The following is a 20,200-nucleotide window of genomic DNA, read 5'->3' on the forward strand; positions in this document are numbered from 1 at the left end:
CTGTTCCTTATATCTTGAGTGCGGCGGCCATTGGCGTGACGCCGAAACGCTCGCCCAGGGCGATCAGTTGTTCGGTGGTGATGGTTTGCCGCATGCCGCCCATGGCGATCACTTTCACCAGCACTTCCGAGGATTTTTCCGCCGTGTCGATCAGGCCGAATGCTTCATCCAGCGTTGGGCCGGTGGCGAATATGCCGTGGTGCGGCCACAGCACCAGACTATGCGCGCGCATTTGTTCTGCGGTAGCGGCGCCGATGCCGTCGGTGCCCGGCACCATCCACGGCACGATGCCGATGCCGTCGGGGAATACCACCAGGCATTCGGTGCTGCCTTCCCACAGCTTGCGGGTGAAGCTGACGCTATCCAGTTCCAGCACGTAGCTCAGGGCGATCAGGTTGGTGGCGTGGCAGTGCATGATGACGCGGTCCGCCCCGCCGGCGAGTTGTTTGCGCACCGCATGGGATTGCAAATGCGTCGCCAGTTCCGAGGTCGGCAGGCCGCCGTTCACCAGCCCCCAGTGAATGTGGTAGGCCATGCCGTCGTCGTTGATTTGCAGCAGCGCCAGGCTATCCGCCGGATCGAGCTGCACGTTGCGGAAAAACTTGCCGGAGCCGGTAACGATAAACCAGCATCCGGCCAGCGCCGGCGCCGGCTGGCTCAGTTCGACGCAGCGCGGTTCGGCGGCAAATTCATCGCGGTAGGGCGCGATGTCTTCGGCATCCAGCCGCAGGCTGACATTGCCGCCGTTGCGCTCATCCCAGCCTTTCAGCCACATATCGCTGGTGGCTTTCACCATGCCCTGAACGAACCATGAAGAGAGAATACGTTGCATAGGGGCTCCTTAGCGTTGGGCTAAAATTTGTTGTTCATAACGGCGGACGGTGGCGAGCCAGGAGGCATCCGCCGGGGTATCGTTGCGCAGGCAGTACATTTCCCACACGGCCTGCCACGGCAGGGATTTTTGCTCTTCCAACAGCGCCAGGCGGGCGGTGTAATCCCCGTCGCGCTCCAGTTGGCGCAGCTGTGCGGTCGGTTCCAGCAGCGCGCGCAGCAGGGCTTTTCGCATGTTGCGGGTGCCGATCACCCAGGCGGCGATGCGGTTGATGGAGGCATCGAAGAAATCAAGGCCGATATGCACCCGGTCGAACAGATCGTGGCGCACGATTTCATTGGCGATGGCCTGGGTTTCGTCATCCAGCAGCACCACGTGATCGCTGTCCCAGCGCACCGGGCGGCTGACGTGCAGCAGCAGGCGGGGGATATACAGCATGGCGCTGGAGATCTTGTCGGAAATCACTTCGGTCGGGTGGAAGTGGCCGGCATCCAGGCATAGCGCGGTCTGGCGGCTGGTAGCGTAGCCGAAGTAGAACTCATTGGAGCCGACGGTGTAGCTTTCCGCTCCGATGCCGAACAGCTTGCTTTCCACCGCGTCAATGTGGTGCGCCGGGTTGAGCTTTTCGGCGATCACTTCATCCAGCGCGGCCAGCAGGCGCCGGCGCGGCGCCAGACGATCGACGGTAATATCTTTCATGCCGTCCGGGATCCAAATATTCATCACCGACGGCGTACCCAACTGTTCGCCAAAATAGGCCGACACGCGGCGGCTGGCCTGGCAGTGTTCGATCCAGAACTGGCGGATTTCATCGTTGGCGTGCGACAGGGTAAAGCCGTCGGCGCTCAACGGATGCGAGAAGCACGATGGGTTGAAGTCCAGCCCCAGTTGGTTTGCCTTGGCCCACGCCACCCAGTTTGTGAAGTGCTCCGGTTTGATTTCGTTGCGCGGCACCTGGGTGTCGGCTTCAAGATAAATGGCGTGCAGGTTCAGGCGCTTGGGGCCGGGGATCAGGCTGAGCGCCTGTTCCAGATCGGCGCGCAGTTCGCCGGCGGTGCGCGCTTTGCCGGGGTAGTTGCCGGTGGCCTGAATGCCGCCGCTCAACTCGCCATCCGGGTTTTCGAAGCCCGCCACGTCATCGCCCTGCCAGCAGTGAATGGAGATCGGTAAACGATCGAGCTGGCGCAAGGCCTGTTCGACATCGACGCCAACGGCGGCAAAGCGTTGTTTTGCCAGCTCCCAGGCCTGATTGATTTGTGTAGTCATGCGCAAAGCTCCTTACGTGATTGACGATTTTGCAGAATCTGCGCGACGAAGCGGGCAGTTTCGCTATTTGAATCGGGGGTAAACTGTTGCAGCTCGCTGTTGCGGCCGATCAGCGCCCGGAAGGCATCGACGTCGGCGATTTCATCCAGCGCCATCAGTTGGCAGCCGACGTTGCCCAGGGTTGAGGCTTCGATCGGCCCGGCGATCACCGTGACGCCGCAGGCGTCGGCGCACAGTTGGTTAAGAAAGTGGTTCTGGCTGCCGCCGCCGACGATATGCAGGCGGGTGAACGGCCGGCCGCGCAGTTCGCTAAGTTCCAGCAGCACCTGCGCATACAGCAGCGCCAAGCTGTCGAAGATGCAGCGTGCCAGTTCACCGGCGCCGGCAGGCACCGGCAGGCGGCTTTCGCGGCAGGCGGCCTGGATCTCCTGGCTCATGCTCGCCGGGTTGATGAAGCGATCGTCATTGGGGTTGATGATCGCGCGGCAGGCGGGGGCGGCCTGCGCCTTGCGGATCAGATCCGGCAGATCGTCGATTGCCTGCTCCTGAACGATGCGTTGCAGCAGCCACAGGCCCATGATGTTTTTCAATACCCGGTAGCGCCCTTCCGCGCCGCCTTCGTTGGTGATATTGGCCGCCAGCGCGCGTTCATCAACGTAGGGCGTTTTGCTTTCAAATCCCATCAGCGACCAGGTGCCGGACGAGAGATAAGCGGCATCGTCATCGGCCAGCGGAGCGGCGATCACGGCGCTGGCGGTATCGTGCGTGGCAACGGAAACCACCGGAATGCGTTTCCCCTGCGCACACACCCAGTGGCCGATAATGTTGCCCGGGTGGGTGGGCGTGCCCAACCATTCGCGCGGCACCCCCGCCCAGCTCAGCAGGTGCTCATCCCAGTTATCGGTGTTGATGTTCACCATTTGCGTGGTGGTGGCGTTGGTGTATTCCCAATTCAGCTTGCCGGTCAGGCGGTAATAGAGGTAATCCGGCATCAGCAGCGCGTGCGCCACCTGGCCCAGCAGTGCCGGCTGTTGTTCGGCCAGCGCGCGCAGTTGATAGAGCGTATTGAACGGCAGAAATTGGATGCCGCTGCGCCGGTAGATCTCTTCGCGGCCCAGCGCCTGCTGGGCGCGCGCCATGACGCCCTCGGTACGGCCGTCGCGGTAAGCGATGGGCAGGCCAACGCGTTGGCCTTGTTTATCGATCAGTACATAGTCGACGCCCCAGGTATCAATACCGATGGAGTCGATGGCGGGCGCCTGGTCGCAGGCTTGTTGCAGCCCGTGGCGGATTTCGCTTTCCAGCGCATCCACGTCCCAGACGTCGTGGCCGTTGATGCGCTTTAGCCCGTTCTTAAAGCGGTGAACTTCACACAAGGCCAGGCTATGGTCCCGGTTGTCGTAACGCGCCAGCATCACGCGGCCACTTGAGGCGCCCAAATCAACGGCAACACTATGGCGGAGAGTCATGGTAGGTGTCCTTATTTGTCTCATTGCCCACCAGTCTAAGAAGTTCCCCGCGCGCCGACCTTCATGCCACTGACATCCGCAAGAGGCGGTTGGCAAAGAGAAAAAGGTGAGTGTGAGTGAGCTCACAGAATGTAATTTGGCGCCTAAATGGCGCCGCTTGTGATGCCAGTCGCATTTCTGAATAATTCCATCGCGTTTCTTAAAAAACGCACGGGATTTGCGCGTTTTTCTGTCAAAAAATTAAGGTGGCGTTGAGAATCGTTCTCTACTATCAAACGACGTTACAACCCAGTGGGGATGACAATGACCGTTTTACGCAGCGTTGATTTTTTCCCTTCCGAACACGCGTCGGTGGCGATCGAGCCGCGTTTGCCGCAGCCGGAGTTTCCGGAGCATTACCATGATTTTTATGAGATTGTGGTGGTTGAACACGGTACCGGCACCCATGTTTTCAACGGCCAGCCGTATACGCTCAGCGGCGGCTCCGTCTGCTTTGTGCGCGATCGCGATCGGCACCTGTTCGAGCATACGGAAAACCTATGCCTGACCAATGTGCTGTATCGGGCGCCGAACGGGTTCAACTTCCTGACCGGCCTGGAACAGCTGTTGCCGCAGGAGCAAGACGGCAATTATCTTTCCCATTGGCGGGTGAATCCGTGCATGTTGCAGCAGGTTAAACAGGTGATTGATCGCTTTGAAACCCTGGCGGATGATGCGGGGCCGCATGCCATCGCCGCGCGCGAGATTTTGTTTATGCAACTGCTGGTGGTACTGCGCAAAAGCACATTGGCCGAGTGCGGTGAAGGGGATGAAGGGCGGCTGAACCACCTGATCGTCTGGCTGGAGGCGCATTTTGCCGAGGATGTGTGCTGGGAGCAGCTCGCCGATCGTTTTCGCCTGTCATTGCGCACATTGCACCGGCAGTTGAAGCAGCAAACCGGGCTCACGCCCCAGCGTTACCTGAACCGGCTGCGGTTGATGAAAGCGCACCATTTATTGCGCCACAGCGATGACAGCGTGACCGATATCGCCTTCCAATGCGGTTTTAGCGATAGCAACCATTTTTCTACCCTGTTTAAACGGGAGTTCTCCTGCTCGCCACGGACGATACGCCAGGGGATCAACGCCTGAAGGCTGCCATTAACGGCAGCCGGGTAACGCGCTTACCTGCATAGTTTTTTTCAATTCAGAAGCCAACAATTTACTAATTGCATGTTTTCTACCATTACCACCATAGTGGTTAACCGTCTGATAACAGACGGTCCATTCTGGAAAATTCGAGAAAACATGCATGAACACTCAATTATTTGAAGGTGGCGAGTTCACCACACTGGCTCATTCGATGACGCCAGCGGAGTTGGCCAATATTCTCAACGGCCATGGCATGTGGAAAACAGCGCAGAATGAACGGTTTGGCATCCCGAATATCGTCATGACCGATGGTACCTACGGCGTACGATACTCCATTCAGCAAATCGATCATGATGAAAAAGGGGGCCAGGATTTCGCCGGCTTTCTCAATGTCGTTAACCAACGGGCCAAAGACGTTGAAATCGCCTGGGGCACCATGAAACCCGCCACCTGTTTTCCTAATGGCTCAAGCTTTGCCTGTAGCTGGGATGTGGCGCTCGCCAATCAGCTCGGCGATGCGCTAGGCAAAGAGTGCCAACAAATGGGTGTTCATCTGTTGCTTGGCCCGGGTATTAACATTCGCCGTACCCCGTTGGGCGGCCGCAGTTATGAATACTATTCAGAAGATCCGCTGATCTCGGGTGAGATCGCCAGTGGCGTCATCCATGGGCTGCAACAGCAGGGCGTGGGCGCTTCATTGAAACACTTCGCCTGTAACAACTCGGAAATTGAACGCACCAGCATGGATTCTATCGTCGATGAGCGGGCGCTGCGTGAAATCTACCTGCGTGGTTTTGAACGCGCGATCAAACAGGCGCGCCCGTGGACGGTGATGAGCTCATATAACCGCCTGAATGGCGCGCAGACTGCCGAACATAGCTGGCTGCTGACCGACGTGCTGCGCCACGAGTGGGGCTTTGACGGTGTGGTCGTGGCGGACTGGCATGGTATTAAAGATCGCCCGCAGTCGTTGCTGGCCGGCAACGATCTTGATATGCCGGAAAGCCAATCGCGCAAAGCCGATCTCGTCAAGGCGCTCAACGCCGGCAGCGTACCGCGTGAACAGGCTGAACTGTCCGCCACGCGGGTAATGCGCCTGGTGCACCGTGCATTGCATAGTGAAAAACGTGATACCCAGTGCGATAAACCCACGCACCATTTGCTGGCGCGCCGGATGGTGGCGGAATCCATTGTGTTGCTAAAAAACCGCAATCGGGCTTTGCCGCTGGAAATCGCCACCTGTCCGCGGCTGCTGATTGTGGGCGAAGGCGCCAAAAAACCCGTGATTCAGGGATCGGGCTGTGCGACCACCCTGCCGACCCAGGTAGATATTCCGTTCGATGAGATGCTGAAATATGCAGGCGACGCGATCCGCGTTGAGTGGTGCCGCGGCCACAGTGATGATCCCAACCAGGTGTTCGCACTGCGCGATGAAGCCTGCGCCGCCGCCCGTGAAGCCGATCGGGTGGTGGTATTCGCCAACAGTGAAGACGGCTATGACGGCGAAGGTTCTGACCGCCTGACGCTTGGGCTGCAAGCGGGGCAGGATGCGTTAATCAGCGCACTGGCGGCGGTGAACGATAACGTCATTGTGGTGCTGGCGAACCCCGACGCCGTGGTTATGCCCTGGTTGGAACAGGTCGCCGCAGTGGTTGAAACCTTCTATGCCGGGCAGGCGATGGGGGGCGGGCTGGCCGATGTGCTGTTTGGCGTGGTGAACCCCAGCGGCAAACTGACCGTGACCTTCCCACAGCAGATTGCGGATATTCCCGGTTGGCACAGCTACCCCGGTGAAAATGGCCGCCATTATTACAGTGAAGGGGTGTTTGTGGGTTACCGCTGGTACGACATTCGTCATCTGGAGCCGCTGTTCCCCTTTGGCTTTGGCCTAAGTTACAGCGATTTTCGTTATAGCGATATCGCGGTGGATAAAGCGCAGGTAAAAGCGGGGGAAGAGATTCACGTGAGTTTTACCCTGACCAACGCCAGCCAACGCGCCGGAAAAGAAGTCTGCCAGCTTTACAGCGCCTATGTTGATTCGCGCCAGAAGCGCCCTCTGCGCGAACTGCGCGCTTTCACGAAAGTCCTGTTACAGCCCGGCGAACAGCGCCGCATCACGCTATGCGTGCCGGCGGATGATTTGCGTTATTACGACACCGCTCGGCAGCAGTGGGTGTTGGAAGCCGGGCAAGTACAGCTATGCGTTGGCGCCAGTTCACGGGATCTGCCGTTGGCGGTGACCCTGACCTGCCTGAACAAGGTGGCCCGTTACCGCCTTATCGCGCGGGATACTCAACCGAAGTTCATTTTGGAAAACCCGCTGGCACGTGATTTGTTCAATGCGTTCCTTCAGCAGCAACTGGCCGTTTCGGCAGAGGATGCCGACCGGCTGCTGGAGCACTGCGCCAACTCGTTCGTCGGCATAATGACCACGTTTGATCGCCGCTTCCGCTACCGCTTCGACGAACAGGCGATGGATGCGGTGATTGAGAAAGTAAACCGGGCGATCTTGCAACAAGAGCAGGAACAATAAATCGGCCAGGATGGCCTGGGTTTAATAAAGACGCCATTGACAAAAATAATGCTATGCAGCAGGGGGAAAAATGACCAATAACGTCGGCAAGAAACACTACACGCGTCGGGATGCCTTGAAGCTTGGGTTGGGGGCAGCGGCGGCTGCGTCGTTGGCGCCGCTGGTGGCATCACGTTCAGCCAGCGCGGCGGAGGTAACCACCCTCACGGTCGCCGACGTGGGCGGCCCCTACAGTACGGGCTTTAGTAAAGCGTTCTACAAGCCCTTTGAAGAAGCGACCGGGATCAAAGTGATCAATACCGTGCTTGGCCCCGATCCGGTGCCGCAATTCCAAATGATGGTGGACACGAAAAACTACCTGTTTGACGTGGCGCTGCTTAATCCGGAACACCTGGTTCGCCTCAACAAAATGCCGAAACCCTATCTGGAAGATATCCACGTTCAGGTGGCCGATCCGGAAAACTACGTCAACGGGGCGATTACCCCGCAGTTTGGCGGCGTCAGTATTTTTGCTCTGGCATTGGGTTACCGCACCGATACTTTCGCCAGCGATCATGCGCCGGCGAATTTCATCGATTTCTGGAACACCGCAAAATTCAAGGGCCGCCGTGGCTTGTGGCGTAGCCCGGTCTGTACCCTTGAAATGGCGTTGATGGCGGACGGCGTCGATGCGAAAAAGCTCTACCCATTAGACGTTGAACGCGCCTTCCGCAGCCTGGATAAAATCCGCCAACACATTGATATCTGGTGGACCAGCGGCGCGCAGGCCACCCAGTTGCTACAGAGCGGGGAGCTTGATCTGCTGAGTATCTGGAGCACCCGGGCGCAGACGGCCATCGACGGCGGGGCGCCTGCATCCATCGCCTGGGGGCAGGGGCTGTATAACATTGATGGGTTTACCATTCCTCACGGCAGCCCAAAAGTCGAAGCCGCGCGCAAGTTTATCCAGTTCTGTATGGACCCCAAACGTCAGTCGCTCTATACCCAGGATTTGGCCTGTGGGCCGACCAATATCAAAGCTTATGAATACATCGATAAGGCGAAAGCGGCATTGTTGCCGACCGCCCCCGATCATATTCAACAGTTGGCGCTGCTGGGGGCGGATTATTGGGGGGAAAACCAGGTGGCACTGACCGAACGTTTCGAGAAATGGATACTGAGCTGATCCGCTAGCAGGGCTCCGCGCCTTTTTACTCTGGAGGATTTTACTTGAGCGAATCTGTCACCTCTCCCGCCAAAAGGCGCGCTTTTGCCATGAAGTGGAACCGGCACCCCCTGTGGCTGGCGGCGCCGGGCCTGTTGTTTTTGGCGGTTTTTCTTGCCTGGCCGACCTTGAAGCTGATGTTGCTCAGCTTCCAAAACAGCGACGGGCAGCTTTCCCTGGAGGTCTGGCGGCAGATGTTTAGCGCCAGCGTCTATGTCAAAGTCACACTGAATACTTTTGTCATCGCATTACAGACTACCCTGGTGTGTCTGGTGGTGGGATATCCGGTGGCTTACTGGTTATCCCTGCGCAGTGAACGTGCCCGCCGCCGATTGATGTGGCTGATCCTGTTGCCTTTTTGGACCAGCGCGCTGTTGAAAAACTTTGCCTGGATGGTATTGCTTTCGCGCCGGGGGATCCTGTCTGAAATCCTGATGTCGATGGGCGCCGATCAGCCGCTGAATGTGCTCTATACCCGCGGCGTGGTGGTATTTGCCATGGTGCACAGCATGTTGCCGTTGGCGATTATCACCATGCTGCCCACCATGACCGGCATCGATGGCCGCTTGCGGCTGGCCAGCCATACGATGGGCGCATCGCGCGTGCAAAGTTTCTGGCGTATTTTTTTCCCGCTCTCTATGCCGGGGCTGGTGGCTTCATGCCTGCTCATTTTTATTGGCTCGCTGGGCTTCTTCATTACCCCAGCGCTGCTTGGCAGCCCACAGGATTCGGTGATTGGTCAGTTGCTGATAACCCAGGTGCAACAGTTGCTCAACTGGCGGCTGGCGGGCGCGGTAGCGATGCTGCTGCTGGTGACTACGCTGGTTGTCTGTTTCGCCTATGACAAGCTGTTTGGCATGTCGGCGATTTCAGGCGGTGAAGGGCATGCCAGCGGCAAACGCGTGCGTCTTGTCGGGTATGCGTTGATCGCGATAATTGCGCGCAGCGCGGATGGGGTGGCCAACGTGCTTGGCCGCCTGCCCGGTAACCCGCGCTTTGGCGGGTTGCTAACGCTGTTCAGCGCACTGGTGATCGCCGTATTGGTGCTGCCGGTGGTGTCGTTCGTGCCGATGGCGTTCAGCAGTTCCAGCTTTTTGCAGTTTCCGCCGCCGGGCTTCTCGCTGCGATGGATGCAGGCTTATCTTGAATCGCCGATCTGGACCGGCGCGACGGTACGCTCCGTCGGCATCGCACTGGTAACCGGCCTGTTGGCGGTGCTGATTTCAACGGCTGCCGCTTTTGGCCTCTCGCGGTATAAAGGCAAATTAAGCAGCCTGGTAGTGATGACGTTCCTGCTACCGATGATCATCCCGAACATCGTGACTGCCGTTGCCCTGTTTTACCTGTTCGCCACCCTGGGGCTGGTGGGCTCTAACGCCGGTATTATTCTCGGCCATACCGTAATGGCCATACCCGTGGTGTTTATCATCATCCTCACCACCTTCAAAAGTTATGACTGGCGGCTGGATCAGGCCGCCGGCACTCTGGGGGCCGGCAGGCTGCAGGTGATTTGGGAAATTACGCTGCCCCTGATCAAGAACAGCCTGGTGGCGGCGTTTATCTTCGGCTTTCTTAACTCTTTCGAAGAGCTCACCGTGGCGCTGTTTGTCGGCGGCGGGGTGAAGCAGACGCTGCCCAAGCAGATGTGGGATGACGTGCTGCTTTCGGTTACCCCCACGCTGGCGGCGGCTTCGGTCATTATTTTGACCATTGTCACCCTGTTATTCATTGTTGCAGAACGCTCACGCCGTAAAGCGGAAACCCTGTGAGGAGATAAAACCATGTCATCAACCATTAAATTGCAGGCGGAGCAAATCGGTAAGCAGTACGGCCAAACAACCGTTTTACAGCATCTGGATTTGGCCGTCAGAAACGGGGAGCTGCTGACGCTGCTTGGCCCGTCCGGTTCGGGCAAAACAACGCTGCTGCAAATTATCAGCGGCCTGACGGCGCCGACTTCCGGGCGGTTACTGATTGACGATAAAGATGAAACCAGGACGCCAGTACATCAGCGCGATATCGGCGTCGTTTTTCAAAACTATGCGCTGTTCCCGCATCTGACGCTGGAAGAGAACGTCGGCTTCCCATTGCGCATGCGCCGTCTACCGGCCGCGGAGATTGCTCGCAAGGTTAACGCCGCGCTGGAGATGGTGGCGTTGGCACATGCGGCTAAACGTTTCCCGAGCGCGCTTTCCGGCGGGCAGCAGCAACGTGTGGCGCTGGCCCGATGCCTGGTTTATCAACCGGGCATTATTCTGATGGATGAACCGCTGGGCGCGTTGGATCGCAAGCTGCGGGAAAATATGCAGATGGAAATCAAGCGGATCCACCGTGAATCGGGCGCTACCATCATCTTCGTCACCCACGATCAGGAAGAGGCGCTGGCGCTGTCCGATCGTATTTGCCTGATGAATGAGGGGCGCATTGCCCAGATTGATACGCCGGAGAATATTTACGAACAGCCCAACTCGACGTTCGTTGCCGATTTTATCGGGCTGTCTAACATCCTGCGCGGCCAGGTGCGCGAGGGTTGCCTGGTCACCGAACAGGGGACGTTTGCGCTGCCGGCATCATCGGCCCCGAACGGGCACGGCGCGCTGGTCATTCGCCCTGAATACATCCGCCTTGCCGCCGCAGGGGCCGGGCAGTTGCAGGGGGAAATCAGCGAACGCATCTATGCCGGTTCTGAAACCCGCATTGTGGTGACGCTGGCCGGACGCGAGCGTTTTATCGTGCGCAGCAGCGGTATCTCGGGCAGTAAGATTGGCGACAAAGTATCGCTGGACTGGGATGCGAACAACAGCCGGTTGCTTTCTGCCTAAACTCGCTACTGCCCGTTTTGATAAACAGAACTGCGTTTTTGCGCGGGCCGCTCCGGTGGCCCGCGATTCGGCGCAATCGCAATCGACATTCCCGGTGAATCCGCCAATAAAAAAGCCGCTCCGTTATCCGTTGCGGCCGTCATCAAACATTCACTGATTAGGCTGTGTCCCGCTATTGCGGGACACGGCCTGACATCGGCGCGGTTTAGCCGCGTTGATAGGCGCTGTATTTTTGCTGCGTCGCTATATGGTCGGCGATATATTTGGCGTCATGCCATACGCCCCAAATAAACGCCGAGCCACGGCGCGATAACCAGGGCAGCCCCAGGAAATACACGCCGGGTTCACTTGATACGCCGCGTTGATGTTTGGGGGTGTTGTTTTCATCGAAAGCATTCACGTCGAGCCAGCTGTAATCCGTCTTGTAGCCGGTTGCCCAAATAATGGTGGTAACCCCGGCGGCGGCTAAATCCAGTTGTAACGTGGGGTGAGTCATACAGGGCGGATCGGGTAAAAATTTACGCGCCTGCGGCTCTTCAGGAAGATCCAAACCATTGCGGGCAATATATTCGTCGGCGGCATCCAGCAGCGACAAATAATTCCGGTCCCCGTTTTTGATGTTCTCGCTCAGATCCGGCTGAAACGTCACCACGCCGTTGTGGAAACTTTTAGTCAGGCCGACCAGGTGCACGCCCTGATTTGCCAGCGCGCGGAAATCCACGGTATGGCCACCGCGTGCGCCGCTGACGGCGATGGTCACATGCTCTTTACCCGGTTGGTTGACCGTCGCATCCCACAGCCCAAGAACGCCTAACCACCAGCAAAAGTCACGGTTACGGTAGGCGCGCGGCGGGCGATCGTGAGCGCCGATCGAAAGATAGACCTTTTTACCGGCACGCTGCAGTTCATCAGCAATTTGCACGCCGGATGATCCCGCCCCGACAACCAGCACGGCGCCCTCCGGCAACTGCCCCGGGTTCTTGTAATGGGCGGAATGCATTTGTAGCAGGCGCGCATCCTCGGGGGCAAGCACGGGGATCACCGGGCGTTGGAACGGCCCGGTGGCCGCGACGATGCGGGTTGCTTCAATGATCCCGGCCGTGGTTTCAATGCGAAAGCCGGGGCGGCCTGGGTTGCGTGCGGCGTGTTTGACTTCAACGCCGGTGCGAATGGGCGCCTGGTACTTTTCAGCATAATCGGCCAAATAGTCGGCGACCCGATCTTTCGGCACGAAATCGTCTTGGCCCATGCCTTTAAATTGCATGCCGGGAAAGCGGTCATGCCAGGCCGGGCCATTAGCGACCAGCGAGTCCCAGCGCCCGCTGCGCCAGGCTTCGGCAACCCGGTTTTTTTCTAGTACCAGATGCGGGATGTTCAGCGTTGTCAGGTGCTCGCTCATCGCAATGCCGGCCTGGCCGCCACCCACGATAAGCGTATCGGTTTTGATGATTTCGTCTGTCATGTCTGTGTCCTTTGAAGCGCGTAGGAGAGAGAAAATTCACCGACTGCGTAGACACTCAAGACTATTGAACCGCGTTACCCCGGTAAAATATTATAAATCTGGTTACTAAACATATAATTTGAATGCTCTGCCGCCGTAATTCCCTTGACCGGCGCTGATTGTTCGTTACCCGAGGGGGCCACTCAATAGGCGATAGCGTAAGGTTCGCCGTCTGCGAGCAATAATGCGGGAACCGTCACCGTTTTTTCCGCCAGAAAAGCGGATATTTGCAGATGGTTTTTTTCATGAGGCAGCGCTGTGGCCGATCAGTTAATCCTCAAAAAAGACGATTTCTTCGCTACTGCCACCCAGCCGGTGGCGGTGGCCGACCGTTATCCGCAGAATGTATTTGCCGAACACACCCATGAGTTTTGCGAAGTCGTGCTGATCTGGCGCGGCAACGGCCTGCACACGCTGAACGACCGGCCGTACCGGATAACCTGCGGCGATTTGTTCTATATCCGGGCGGAGGACCGCCACAGCTATGAATCCGTTGATAAACTGATGCTGCATAATATTATCTACTGCCCGGAGCGGCTGAAGTTGAACGTCGACTGGGGGGATCTGTTGCAGCAGCGCCAACCGCCGGGCTGCAGCCCGCATTGGCGGCTCAGCAGCCACGGGATGGCGCAGGCGCGCCAAGTGATTGGCCAGCTTGAACATGAGAGCCAAAAGCGCGATCAACTGTCCTACTGTTTGGCGGAAAGCCTATTTTTGCAGCTTGCCATCATTCTGCGCCGCCATCGCTACCAGCCCGCCAGCGCCAGCAGCCTGGAAAAGGGTGAAGGGATCGATCTGCTGTTGGCTACGCTTGGCAACAGCCTGGCCCGGCCGTTCAATCTGCAGCAATTCTGCCAGCGCCAACAGCTTGCCGAGCGCCCGCTGCGGGAACTGTTCCGCCAGCAAACCGGCATGACGGTCAGCCAGTATCTGCGCCAGTTGCGTATTTGCCAGGCGCAGCATCTGCTGCGCCATAGCGACATGCTGATCAGTGATATTGCCGCCCGCTGCGGTTTTGAAGACAGCAACTACTTTTCGGTGGTGTTCACCCGGGAAACCGGTATCACGCCGCGGCTATGGCGGCAACGGTTTGGCGCCGCTGCGGAACGGGAGAAAGCGCGCTCCCGTTCCGGTTCGGCATGCTAGCGCCTAGTTCGCCATGCCCAGGCCAACGATGTTGGCGGCCAGAATAATCACTATACAGCCAATGCTCAGCACGCCCACCGGGCGGCGGCCAACGTTTTTCCACTCTTTCAGCACCAGCCCCACCAGGCCGCCGCACAGCACATAGAAACTCATGTGCAGCATCCAACTGACGTAATCATACTGGGCCGGGATCTTGGCGTGGCCCCAGGCGTAAAAGAAGAATTGCAGGTACCACATCAGGCCGCCGAGCGCGGAAAACAGCAGGTTGCTGATGATAAGCGGCCTGGCGATGGAAAAATCGGCCTTGAGCGACAGCGTTTTTACCTTGGCCAGGCGGATAAAACAGAAGCCAAGGTTAATCAGCGCACCGCCGCCCATGATTACCACATAGCTGGGCAGTGCCACGTATAACGGATCAACACCTAACGCCGCTGCCGTTTCATGCATCGGCTTGGCGGCATCCATGGCGAACGACATCCCGGCGGAGAAGATACCGCACATGACGGCCAGCAGCAGGCCCTTTTTCAGGTTGAATTCTTCCGCCTGAATGCCCATTTTGCGCTCCTTCAACTGCCCGGCCCGGGTGACGATACCCACGCCGATCAGCGCGACAAAGACGCCCAGCAGTGTCATCCGGCCGCCTGGCGTTCCGATCAGGACGTCGATTTTGCCGTTGAGGATCGGCGTCATCAGGGTGCCGACGATCAGCGTGATGCCGATGGCGATACCGATGCCCATCGACATGCCGAGATAGCGCATGGTCAGGCCATAGTTGATATTGCCGATCCCCCACATGGCGCCGAACAGGAATACCGGCAGCAGGGTCGACAGGCTGAACGAACCGTAATAAGCCCAGAAATTGGGCAGCAGCGCGATGCTGACCGCCCAGGGGAGGATCAGCCATGAAACCATCCCGCCCAGCGACCACATGGTTTCCCACGACCAATTCCGCACTTTTTTGAACGGAGCATAAAAGCAAGCGGCGCTGGCTGCCCCGATCAAATGCCAGACTATCCCCATGGTTATTGCGTCACTCATTTTCCACTCCTCATTTTTTGAGTTGGCGGGGGATTAGCGCTTCCCCCAATAGCCATGAGTCTATGGGGGTGGCAACTGACCGACCTTCGATGCAATGCCGCCGGTGGCATAAAGCTGGCAAAATTCAGTGGGTGGGAAGGATGGCGATCACAGTTTGCCATTTTTGGCATGTGGGGCGGCGCTAAGCCGTGGGGGCGGGTGGTCAGGCAAGGGCGAGCAGGGTACAGCAGCGGCGGCCAGGCGACCCGCCGCTGCTTATCGGGCGCGGTTAACGGCGGCTTATTTCTTCGCGGCCAGCCACTGATCGAGCACGTGCTGGTATTCCCCGGTGGCTTTCGCCAGGTGCAGCCACTGGTCGACATACAGCTTCCAGCTCATGTCGTCACGCGGCAGCATATAGGCCTTTTCGCCATACTGCATCGGCTGATCCGGGTTCACGGCGCACAGCTTGGGGTAGTGTTTTTGCTGATACAAGGCTTCGGAGGCATCGGTGATCATCACGTCCGCTTTGCGATCCACCAACTGCTGGAAAATCCCCATGTTGTCGTGGGATAGCGTTAAATCCGCTTTCGGCAGGTAGGCATGCACGAAGGCTTCGTTGGTGCCGCCCGCCGGTTCGATCAGGCGCACGCCGGGCTTATTGATTTGCTCGACGGTGCGGTATTTCTTCACGTCCGTACAGCGTACCAGCGGGATTTTGCCGTCCACATCCAATTTTTCGGCGAAAAACACCCGTTTTTGCCGTTCCAGCGTGACGGAAATCCCGCCCATGGCGATATCGCATTTGCCGGCGACAAAGTCTGTCATCAGGTTTTTCCAGGTGGTTTTCACCCACTTCACCTTGGCGCCCAGGCTGTTGGCCAGCGATTCGGCCATCGCGATGTCGATCCCTTCATAGCTGCCGTCTTCCTTCAGGAAGGTATAGGGCTTGTAGTCGCCGGTGGTGCACACATCCAGCGTTTTTTGTTGCAGAACTTTGTCCAGGCGCGATTGGGCGCTGGCGCTCCCGGCGGCGAGCAGCAGGGCAAGAGGCAGTATTCTTTTCATGGAGTTCCCTTGTTACAAATGCATGGCTATACCCGTCATACTTCAAGTTGCAGGTGTGTTGGCAATAACTCGGCCCCTCCCTGGGCCTCGCCCTGACGGGCGCGGTGAACCGCGTTCAAATTCGTTCCTGACGAATTTGTCCTTGCTCACCCCAGTCACTTACTTGAGTAAGCTCCTGGGGGTTCGCTGCGTTGCCGCCTGCCTGCAACTCGAATTATTTTGAGTATAAAAGTACTACATAGCCGTTAATTGTTGTTGATTTATCGGCGTTAGCCGTTATTTATGCCATCAATGGGCCGTTTGCTGTTGTATCCCGCCTTTTCGGCGCCAGGGGGACTACAACGGCAAAAAAACTGATAGTCTGATATCTCCATCATACGTCAAGTTGCCGCTGGATTGGGCCTATCTTTGGGCTTGCCCCGATGGGGCCGCGGCCGGGCGCAGTTACCGGCTCCCGCGCTGTTGAAAACACCGGTGGCGTTTTGCCCTGCAACTTGAATGATTTTGGGGATAGCGTCGATATTTCTTAACACAGTTTATGGGTGGCTATGTACAACATTGATGATTTTGATATGAAAATCCTGACGCTGTTACAGGCCAACGGCCGTTTGACCAATCAGGAACTGAGCGATCTGGTGGGGTTGTCCGCCTCCCAGTGTTCACGGCGGCGTATCAGCCTGGAGCAGGCGCAGCTGATTCGCGGTTACCATGCCCGCTTGGCGCCAGAGGCGGTGGGGCTTGGCATGGTGGGGCTGATCGAAGTCAGTCTGACCCACCACGGGCATGAGCGGGTGGACAGCTTTCATGAGCTGCTGGAACAGGCGGACGCGGTGCTGGATGCTTACAAGACCACCGGCGACGCCGACTATCTGCTGAAGGTGGCCGTGGCCGATCTGGCCGCGCTGAGCGATTTTATCAGCAAAACCCTGTTGACCCACAGCAGCGTTGGGCATGTGAAAACCGCGGTGGTGCTTAACCGCATCAAAGAAAACGGCCTGCTGCCAGTGGCGCGTTAATCTCCCGCGCAGGGCGACCTATTTTGGGGCGCAATGCACCAAAATAGGGAATATCCTGCTTGTTTTGAGCCTGTCATTGTCCATTATCGGTCTTATTGTGCGTGATATGCCTTTTTTATGCGTATATCGTGCATTTTCTTCTTGAGGGAAAACAGCGCATTAGCTAAGTTAACTACCGCCTCGCCGGTCGGCCTTCTCTTCCATGGTGCACTTCTTGCATTATTCAACGCCATAGGCCCGCTGTGCCGGGCGATGATGACTTCCTGACGTAGAGTAATTACCCCATGGATAACTGCATTACCCCCGAAGAAAACCTTTCGCATAGTTGGCTGGAAGATGTGCTGGCGATCGTTATCGGCACTCTGATGGTGTCGTTCGGCGTTATTTTATTGCGGCAGGTCGGCGCGTTGACCGGCGGTACCGCGGGTATGGCCTTCCTGATTAGCTACCTGACGCCACTGTCTTTCGGCGTGGTCTTTTTCCTGCTGAACCTGCCGTTTTACTGGCTGGCGATCCGCCGCATGGGCTGGGCCTTTACCGTAAAAACCTTCTGTTCGGTGGCGCTGGTGTCGATCTTTTCCGATTTGCACCCCTACTTTATCCATTTTGACCGCCTGCAGCCGTTTTACGCGACGGTATTCGGTAGCGTGATTATGGGATTAGGGTTTATTGTATTGTTTCGCCACCAGGCCAGCCTGGGCGGCGTCAACATCCTGGCGCTCTACCTGCAGGACAAATACGGCCTGCGTGCCGGCAAGCTGCAGATGGGGGTTGATGTGATCATCGTGCTGGCCTCATTATTCGTGGTGAGTATTCCCATGCTGATAGCGTCTATATTGGGCGCACTGGTGCTGAATTTGATTATCGCCATGAACCACCGGCCTGGCCGCTATGTCCACTAGATAGCGATTGCGCGTGGCCGGTGAATGGTAATAAGCGCCGCTGAATCACTGAACCAAGGAGAGCCATTACGTGTTCCAAAATGTTGATGCCTATGCCGGAGATCCGATCCTGTCGCTGATGGAAACTTTCAAGCAGGATCCCCGTGAGCGCAAGGTGAACCTGAGTATCGGCCTGTACTATGACGAGCAGGGGATCATCCCGCAGCTGCAGGCGGTCGCCAACGCGGAGGCGCAACTGAACGCGGCACCACAGGGCGCTTCGGTATATCTGCCGATGGAAGGGCTGCCGGCCTATCGCAGCGCTATCCAGCCGTTGCTGTTCGGCGCCGATCACCCCATGCTGCAGCAGAACCGCATCGCCACCGTGCAGACCGTCGGCGGTTCCGGCGCGCTGAAAGTCGGGGCGGATTTTCTGCACCACTATTTCCCGGATTCCCAGGTGTGGGTGAGCGATCCGACCTGGGAAAACCACGTTGCCATTTTCAGCGGCGCCGGTTTCACGGTGAATACCTATCCTTATTTCGACAACGCCAGCCTGGGCGTGAAGTTCGACGCCATGCTGGCGGCGCTGAAACAGCTGCCGGCGAAGAGCATCGTGCTGCTTCACCCGTGCTGCCACAACCCGACCGGTTCGGATCTGACCAACGCCCAGTGGGATGCGGTGGTGCAGGTGGTGGCCGAACGTGAGCTGATCCCCTTCATGGACATCGCTTACCAGGGCTTTGGCGCTGGCATGGAGCAAGACGCCTATGCGATCCGCGCGATGGCCGCCGCCGGCCTACCGTGCCTGGTGAGCAACTCGTTTTCCAAAATCTTCTCGCTGTATGGCGAACGCGTCGGCGGCCTTTCCGTGGTGTGTGAAAGCAGCGAAGCGGCCGGGCGCGTGTTGGGCCAACTGAAGGCCACCGTGCGCCGCAACTATTCCAGCCCGCCGAAGTTTGGCGCGCAGGTGGTGGCGACGGTGTTGCAAGACGCCGCCCTGAAGCAGCAGTGGCTGGATGAAGTGGAAGCCATGCGGGCGCGTATTCTGGCGATGCGCCATACTCTGGTCGACGCGTTGAAAAGCGCGCTGCCGCAGCGCAACTTCGACTATCTGCTGCAACAGCGCGGTATGTTCAGCTACACCGGATTTAGCGCGGCGCAGGTCGATCGCCTGCGTGATGAATTCGGCGTTTACCTGATCCACAGCGGCCGTATGTGCGTGGCCGGCCTGAACCATAACAACGTGCACCTGGTGGCGGAGGCATTTGCCGCCGTGCAGTAAATGCTGTTAGGGTGAACTGCGGTTCGCTGTTATTTGAGAAAGGACGATATCGCTATCGTCCTTTTTTTTCGCTGATATACCGTCGCAATGCGTGAAACCGGGCCAGACAAGCAGCATGTCATGCGCTTTCACGCACAATAATGGGATATCGCTTACAGGGGGCGGCGGCCAGAGTTGTCGCCGATTGGATAAATAATATACTGATTGAGGGAGCTCAGTTATGTGGCATCAGCAAACGCTTATCCTCAGCGCAAAAGCGCGTGGTTTTCATCTGGTCACGGAAGAAATCACCGACCAGCTAACCCATTTGCATCGCGTGAAAATCGGCCTGCTGCACCTGTTGTTGCAGCATACCTCAGCCTCGCTGACGCTTAACGAGAACTGCGATCCCACCGTGCGGTTCGATATGGAACAGCACTTTCTTCGCCAGGTGCCGGAAGATGCACCCTATCAACACGACTATGAAGGGCCGGATGATATGCCTGCCCACATCAAATCTTCGCTGTTGGGCGTGTCGCTGTCTTTGCCCGTCAGCCACGGGCGGTTGATGCTGGGAACATGGCAGGGGATCTGGCTTGGGGAACACCGTAACCACGGCGGCGCACGCCGCGTCGTGGCCACGTTACAAGGGGAATAGCCAATGAACCACTCAGCACTGCTGGAATACTGTATGGCCAAGCCGGGCGCGCAGCAAAGCGAACAGCCCCAATGGCAGGCCAGCCAGATCAAGGTTGGGGATGTGATGTTCGCCATGGTATGGGAAGTGGATGGCCGCCCGGCGTTGGCGGTAAAAAGCAGCCCGGAACTGGCGGAAAACCTGCGTGAGCTGCACCCGGAGATCGTGCCGTGCGAGCACCTGAATAAAGCGCACTGGAACGCGGTGTTTCTTGATGGCGATCTGCCCAATTCGCAGTTTTATACCTTGATTGACAGTTCATATCAGTTGGTGCTGGCGGGGTTGCCGGAACAGGTGCGCCAGGCGTTGCATGCCTAAGCGGCATCTTGCCGGCGTGCGGCGACGGTATTATA

17 protein-coding genes are annotated in these 20,200 nt (G+C 57.8%); 11 read left to right on the forward strand and 6 right to left on the reverse strand.

Annotated features, from left to right (window positions below):
- Positions 1-7: 7 nt before the first annotated feature.
- Genes rhaD through rhaB form a run of 3 tightly spaced genes read right to left on the reverse strand, consistent with a single transcriptional unit; the run spans position 8 to position 3,567 of the window.
- Entirely contained in the window at positions 8-832 is an 825-nt protein-coding gene (gene rhaD / locus AC559G_RS21350) for a rhamnulose-1-phosphate aldolase (RefSeq protein WP_498914534.1), read from the reverse strand.
- Positions 833-841: 9 nt separating this feature from the next.
- Positions 842-2,098, reverse strand: a complete 1,257-nt coding sequence (gene rhaA, locus AC559G_RS21355) for an L-rhamnose isomerase (RefSeq protein WP_498914536.1) — start codon at positions 2,096-2,098, stop codon at positions 842-844.
- Positions 2,095-3,567 (reverse strand): rhamnulokinase, encoded by a 1,473-nt coding sequence (gene rhaB, locus AC559G_RS21360; RefSeq protein ID WP_498914537.1) that lies wholly within the window; start codon positions 3,565-3,567, stop codon positions 2,095-2,097. The genes rhaA and rhaB overlap by 4 nt, the downstream gene beginning before the upstream one ends.
- 303 nt (positions 3,568-3,870) lie before the next feature.
- Between rhaB and rhaS the strand changes: the two genes are divergently transcribed.
- From rhaS to AC559G_RS21385, 5 genes are all read left to right on the forward strand, one after another.
- The gene (gene rhaS, locus AC559G_RS21365; RefSeq protein WP_498914538.1) at positions 3,871-4,698 is read left to right on the forward strand and encodes an HTH-type transcriptional activator RhaS; all 828 of its coding nucleotides are present in this window, start codon (positions 3,871-3,873) and stop codon (positions 4,696-4,698) included.
- A 160-nt stretch (positions 4,699-4,858) separates the two neighbouring features.
- Positions 4,859-7,231: a glycoside hydrolase family 3 C-terminal domain-containing protein gene (locus tag AC559G_RS21370; RefSeq protein WP_498914540.1), complete on the forward strand. Its 2,373-nt coding sequence runs from the start codon at positions 4,859-4,861 to the stop codon at positions 7,229-7,231.
- 70 nt (positions 7,232-7,301) lie between these two features.
- Positions 7,302-8,396 carry an ABC transporter substrate-binding protein gene (locus tag AC559G_RS21375; RefSeq protein ID WP_498914542.1) on the forward strand — a complete coding sequence of 365 codons (1,095 nt, stop codon included), beginning with the start codon at positions 7,302-7,304 and terminating at the stop codon, positions 8,394-8,396.
- An 89-nt stretch (positions 8,397-8,485) separates the two neighbouring features.
- Positions 8,486-10,204 (forward strand): ABC transporter permease subunit, encoded by a 1,719-nt coding sequence (locus AC559G_RS21380; protein ID WP_498914544.1) that lies wholly within the window; start codon positions 8,486-8,488, stop codon positions 10,202-10,204.
- Positions 10,205-10,216: 12 nt separating this feature from the next.
- The gene (locus AC559G_RS21385) at positions 10,217-11,257 is read left to right on the forward strand and encodes an ABC transporter ATP-binding protein (RefSeq protein WP_438597573.1); all 1,041 of its coding nucleotides are present in this window, start codon (positions 10,217-10,219) and stop codon (positions 11,255-11,257) included.
- A gap of 205 nt (positions 11,258-11,462) precedes the next feature.
- Here AC559G_RS21385 and AC559G_RS21390 read toward each other — a convergent pair whose 3' ends face one another.
- The gene (locus AC559G_RS21390) at positions 11,463-12,719 is read right to left on the reverse strand and encodes a flavin-containing monooxygenase (RefSeq protein ID WP_498914547.1); all 1,257 of its coding nucleotides are present in this window, start codon (positions 12,717-12,719) and stop codon (positions 11,463-11,465) included.
- 297 nt (positions 12,720-13,016) lie between these two features.
- Between AC559G_RS21390 and rhaR the strand changes: the two genes are divergently transcribed.
- The gene (gene rhaR / locus AC559G_RS21395) at positions 13,017-13,904 is read left to right on the forward strand and encodes an HTH-type transcriptional activator RhaR (protein WP_498914549.1); all 888 of its coding nucleotides are present in this window, start codon (positions 13,017-13,019) and stop codon (positions 13,902-13,904) included.
- Between the two features lie 3 nt (positions 13,905-13,907).
- On the opposite strand, the gene rhaT is transcribed toward rhaR, so the two are convergent.
- Both rhaT and AC559G_RS21405 read right to left on the reverse strand, forming a co-directional pair.
- A complete protein-coding gene (gene rhaT, locus AC559G_RS21400) occupies positions 13,908-14,942 on the reverse strand; it encodes an L-rhamnose-proton symporter family protein (RefSeq protein WP_498914551.1) in 1,035 nt (344 codons plus the stop codon).
- A 279-nt stretch (positions 14,943-15,221) separates the two neighbouring features.
- Positions 15,222-15,989: a transporter substrate-binding domain-containing protein gene (locus AC559G_RS21405; protein ID WP_121553384.1), complete on the reverse strand. Its 768-nt coding sequence runs from the start codon at positions 15,987-15,989 to the stop codon at positions 15,222-15,224.
- 548 nt (positions 15,990-16,537) lie between these two features.
- On the opposite strand from AC559G_RS21405, the gene AC559G_RS21410 reads away from it, so the two are divergent.
- The 5 genes from AC559G_RS21410 (at position 16,538) to AC559G_RS21430 (ending at position 20,165) form a co-directional block, all read left to right on the forward strand.
- Positions 16,538-17,005: an Lrp/AsnC family transcriptional regulator gene (locus tag AC559G_RS21410; RefSeq protein WP_095846888.1), complete on the forward strand. Its 468-nt coding sequence runs from the start codon at positions 16,538-16,540 to the stop codon at positions 17,003-17,005.
- A gap of 284 nt (positions 17,006-17,289) precedes the next feature.
- A complete protein-coding gene (locus AC559G_RS21415) occupies positions 17,290-17,907 on the forward strand; it encodes a YitT family protein (RefSeq protein ID WP_498914553.1) in 618 nt (205 codons plus the stop codon).
- Between the two features lie 70 nt (positions 17,908-17,977).
- On the forward strand, positions 17,978-19,171 hold the full coding sequence (locus AC559G_RS21420) for an amino acid aminotransferase (protein ID WP_498914554.1): 1,194 nt from the start codon (positions 17,978-17,980) through the stop codon (positions 19,169-19,171).
- A 220-nt stretch (positions 19,172-19,391) separates the two neighbouring features.
- Positions 19,392-19,808: a YjbQ family protein gene (locus AC559G_RS21425; protein WP_498914556.1), complete on the forward strand. Its 417-nt coding sequence runs from the start codon at positions 19,392-19,394 to the stop codon at positions 19,806-19,808.
- Between the two features lie 3 nt (positions 19,809-19,811).
- Complete coding sequence (locus AC559G_RS21430; RefSeq protein ID WP_438597580.1) at positions 19,812-20,165, forward strand: MmcQ/YjbR family DNA-binding protein; 354 nt, start codon at positions 19,812-19,814, stop codon at positions 20,163-20,165.
- Positions 20,166-20,200: the final 35 nt, after the last annotated feature.

Source organism: Gibbsiella greigii (assembly GCF_039540155.1).
Lineage (GTDB): Bacteria > Pseudomonadota > Gammaproteobacteria > Enterobacterales > Enterobacteriaceae > Gibbsiella > Gibbsiella quercinecans.

Excerpts from the sequence above, each read along its gene's own strand:
- rhaD (WP_498914534.1), bottom strand. The coding sequence starts at position 832 with ATGCAACGTATTCTCTCTTCATGGTTCGTTCAGGGCATGGTGAAAGCC.
- rhaA (WP_498914536.1), bottom strand. The coding sequence starts at position 2,098 with ATGACTACACAAATCAATCAGGCCTGGGAGCTGGCAAAACAACGCTTT.
- rhaB (WP_498914537.1), bottom strand. The coding sequence starts at position 3,567 with ATGACTCTCCGCCATAGTGTTGCCGTTGATTTGGGCGCCTCAAGTGGC.
- rhaS (WP_498914538.1), top strand. The coding sequence starts at position 3,871 with ATGACCGTTTTACGCAGCGTTGATTTTTTCCCTTCCGAACACGCGTCG.
- AC559G_RS21370 (WP_498914540.1), top strand. The coding sequence starts at position 4,859 with ATGAACACTCAATTATTTGAAGGTGGCGAGTTCACCACACTGGCTCAT.
- AC559G_RS21375 (WP_498914542.1), top strand. The coding sequence starts at position 7,302 with ATGACCAATAACGTCGGCAAGAAACACTACACGCGTCGGGATGCCTTG.
- AC559G_RS21380 (WP_498914544.1), top strand. The coding sequence starts at position 8,486 with ATGAAGTGGAACCGGCACCCCCTGTGGCTGGCGGCGCCGGGCCTGTTG.
- AC559G_RS21385 (WP_438597573.1), top strand. The coding sequence starts at position 10,217 with ATGTCATCAACCATTAAATTGCAGGCGGAGCAAATCGGTAAGCAGTAC.
- AC559G_RS21390 (WP_498914547.1), bottom strand. The coding sequence starts at position 12,719 with ATGACAGACGAAATCATCAAAACCGATACGCTTATCGTGGGTGGCGGC.
- rhaT (WP_498914551.1), bottom strand. The coding sequence starts at position 14,942 with ATGAGTGACGCAATAACCATGGGGATAGTCTGGCATTTGATCGGGGCA.
- AC559G_RS21405 (WP_121553384.1), bottom strand. The coding sequence starts at position 15,989 with ATGAAAAGAATACTGCCTCTTGCCCTGCTGCTCGCCGCCGGGAGCGCC.
- AC559G_RS21410 (WP_095846888.1), top strand. The coding sequence starts at position 16,538 with ATGTACAACATTGATGATTTTGATATGAAAATCCTGACGCTGTTACAG.
- AC559G_RS21415 (WP_498914553.1), top strand. The coding sequence starts at position 17,290 with ATGGATAACTGCATTACCCCCGAAGAAAACCTTTCGCATAGTTGGCTG.
- AC559G_RS21425 (WP_498914556.1), top strand. The coding sequence starts at position 19,392 with ATGTGGCATCAGCAAACGCTTATCCTCAGCGCAAAAGCGCGTGGTTTT.
- AC559G_RS21430 (WP_438597580.1), top strand. The coding sequence starts at position 19,812 with ATGAACCACTCAGCACTGCTGGAATACTGTATGGCCAAGCCGGGCGCG.